We start from the raw sequence: 3,289 nt of genomic DNA, 5'->3' as shown, positions 1-3,289 counted from the left end.
CGAAGATAATCTCGATCCAGGAATGGTTCACCCCCGCCAATTATTCCCACCAGCCGTTGGACCAGGGCTTCGGCCACGTGAACTGCCGTGGTCGGAGTAAACCCGCCGATCGGTGATGCAGAGGGCCGATCCGCATACATCACGGCGTCCACCACAGGTTCAGGCAGGCCCCACAGTGCAAATAGATATGCGCCTGCCTGGGTCCGAGCGACGCCGTAAACCTGAGTTTCCAGTTGCCTCAGCGACCCATGCCCCTCCACAGCCAACCGGAAGATCTGCTGATATTTGGTGATGTCCAGCGCAGCAAAAATAATCACGCCCACTTTAGCGAAAAGTCCCCCCAGATAACTGTACGTGCAAAAGGGTTCACCTGCGTTTTCCATTTCCGCGATTCGCCGCGCTGCCCGCGCCACGGTTTGGCAGAGTCGATTGTAAAATCGGCCTAAATGACTGAGGTCCTCTTCGAGCGGAATGGGAGTAAACAGATCCTGTGATAGAACGAGGGGGCGAATCACATCCATCCCGAGTGCTCGCACCGATTCCTCCGGCAGACAAGCGCTGCGCTGCGTCCCGAAAAAGTTGGAACTGACAAGCTGCATCACCTTGGCGCACATACCAACGTCGGAGGCCATCAGTCTGGCCACGGTTCCGATACTCACATCGTCCTGTGTCAGAACGCGCCGCAAATGGACGAGCGTTTCCGGTATCACCGGGAGTGCTGCTATTCGCGAAATCTCCGCCCGAACCTCCTCGTTGATGACACGATCCCTCAGTTCGCTCAACCGGGTGAGGGTCTTGCGCAACATCTCCGGCTCGCAGGGTTTGGCAAGGAACTGATGAGTGGGCTTGATCGCCCGCATGACGGCTGCCCGATCGCACTGCCCACTCAGCGCAATCCGGATGGTGGCCGGTGCCCGCTCCTGAACCTGCGTCAAAAGCTCGGCACCGTCCATGACAGGCATCCGAATGTCGCTGACGACGACGTCCGGTGGTTGCTTTTCGATCTGCTCAAGAGCCGTGAGCGGATTGTCATAAAACTCCATCTGCCACTGGGAGCGGAATCCCCGCATCAATCGCCGGAGACCTTCCAGGACTCTCGTGTCGTCATCCACAAAAATGATCCGCTTCATCGCTTACTCCGATACACACGGCGAACTCGATTCGTCCGAATGGGGTCCGGCAGCGCCCTCCCACTCATCCAATAGCCGGGCGTCCGGGTTCACCAGCCACTTTTCGTCGTTGAGGGGTATCCTGCGCAACTGATCAGTGAGCTTGCGAAAGAGCTCCTCGTAGCGACGAAACACTTCAAGCACACGCGGATCAAATGCCCGGTCGGCCCCTTCTGCCGTTGGCGGTACGATGGCAGAAGACGGGTGCGCCCAAGCCACCGGGCGGGTTGCATGGTCGATGGCATCAGCAATGGCGACGATCCGTCCCGGCAGGGGTATCGCTCCGCCTTCCAACCCGTACGGGAACCCCGTGCCGTCCCATCGCTCGTGATGACTAATCGCAACCTGGGCAGCCGTCTTGACGATCGATGATGTCCCGGAATCGCTGTCTTCCCCGGTTGGCAGCATGCCTGACCAGGGCGCACGCCCTCGCAAAATCTGCTCGCCATACTGGCAATGCTTTTGCCAGAGGATTGTCTCCCCAGGACTGAACATGCCGGCCCGCACAAGGAGCGCATCGGGCAAGGCAATTTTGCCCACGTCGTGGAGCATTCCCGCCCAAAAGATCTCACGACACTGAGTGTCCTCCAGCTTCAGCAATTGCGCAATCACTTTGGAGTACACCGCGACTCGCATGCCGTGCAAAGCCAAATCGGGATTGCGTTGCTGGAGCACAATCAACAGCCGCAGGATCGTTCCCATCCGCCCAGAAGCCAGTTCTCGCAGGTGCCGGTCCAGAATGCGACGCAATCGCACGTTGAGCGCGGCGAGGATGTCCTGCCCCTCTTTCCATCGGAGGACCTGCTGCAATCGGGAAACCAGATGCCGCGGTTCAACGGGTTTTTCCAGCAGGTCCATGGCTCCCAACTCGAGCGCACGCAGCTTCGTTTCGTGATCCCCCCATCCCGTGACCACCACCACAGGAATAGACGCCGTGCGCGGATCCATCTGCATCCGTTCTAAAAGCATTAAACCTGTGACTTTGGGCATCCGCACATCCGTCACCAGGACATCAAACTGGTCACGCTGCAAGCGCAGCCAGGCTTCTTCCGGATCGGTGACGGCCTCGAGTTCCCAATCTCCGTGGAACTGGCTGATCACCCTGGCCAGGGAACGGACCACGGCCGGCTCGTCATCGAGCAAAAGAATCCGCTTTTTTCTGTTTTCCAAAAGGACGGATCTCAAAACGTCCATGGTCTGTTCATCCCTGTCATGGCGAATTGCCTGTAGATGATGGCGCTCCGGCACGGGCAGAGGCCCCCAATCTGTCATGGGATGACCGACCCGGGGGATTCGCCATGTGCACCGGAAGCATTCTTTTCCTCTTCCTGATCGTGAATGGGAATGCGTACGATAAAGGTCGTTCCTTCTCCCGGGGTCGTCTCAACATCGATCGTGCCATGGTGCTTTTCCACCACGATCGAGTGCGTGATGGCAAGCCCCTGTCCGGTTCCCTTACCCACGGGTTTGGTCGTAAAGAACGGATCGAAGATGCGGTCACGGATAGCCTCCGGGATGCCGGTTCCCGTATCGCTGACGCGGATTTCCAGCCAGTCTCCCTGGCAGCGAGTCGAAATCGTTATTTTTCCGCGTTCATTTGCAGCTCCGCCCAGTTTCTCCCTGATGGCATGGGCCGCATTCACAATGAGATTGAGTAGCACCTGGTTCATTTCACCTGGTGAACAGTACACAGGTGGAAGTTGCGGGTCCAAATCGAGCTCGACGTCGGCCACATATTTCCATTCGTTTCGGCACACAGTCACTGTACTTTCCACACAGCGGTTGAAATCCACGACCTGCTTCGCCTGGGCCGCTGGATGGGAAAACTCCTTCATTGAGCGCACGATCTTGGCCACGCCCCGCACGCCTTCCATGGCTTCATTGAGTGCGCGAGGAATATCGTCATACAGGTAATCCAGGTCAACTTCCCGGAGCGCCTCGTAAAGGGCCGTCAGATGTTCTTCCTGGATCGCCGCCTCACTGAGCAACCGTCTGCGAATTTCAAGACAGGCCTGAAAGATGGGGTTTAGTTCCTTGCACGCTTCCAAGACAAAGCAAATATTGTCCCCAATGTACTGAGTGGGGGTATTGATCTCATGGGCGATACCGGCCGCCAGTTG

At 57.7% G+C, this 3,289-nt stretch carries 3 protein-coding genes; all 3 read right to left on the bottom strand.

The window, feature by feature from the left end; all coding sequences use genetic code 11:
* The coding region (locus H5U08_RS13540) for an HDOD domain-containing protein (RefSeq protein WP_297034064.1) at positions 1-1,130 on the bottom strand (1,130 nt) is incomplete at its 3' end.
* 3 nt (positions 1,131-1,133) lie between these two features.
* The gene (locus tag H5U08_RS13535; protein WP_297034061.1) at positions 1,134-2,363 is read right to left on the bottom strand and encodes an HD domain-containing phosphohydrolase; all 1,230 of its coding nucleotides are present in this window, start codon (positions 2,361-2,363) and stop codon (positions 1,134-1,136) included.
* Between the two features lie 74 nt (positions 2,364-2,437).
* On the bottom strand, positions 2,438-3,289 hold an 852-nt coding region (locus H5U08_RS13530; protein WP_297034058.1), incomplete at its 5' end, for an ATP-binding protein.

This window comes from Thermogutta sp., assembly GCF_014359955.1.
In the GTDB taxonomy this organism is placed as follows: Bacteria; Planctomycetota; Planctomycetia; order Pirellulales; family Thermoguttaceae; genus Thermogutta.
This window is presented reverse-complemented; position numbering and strand designations above follow the sequence as displayed.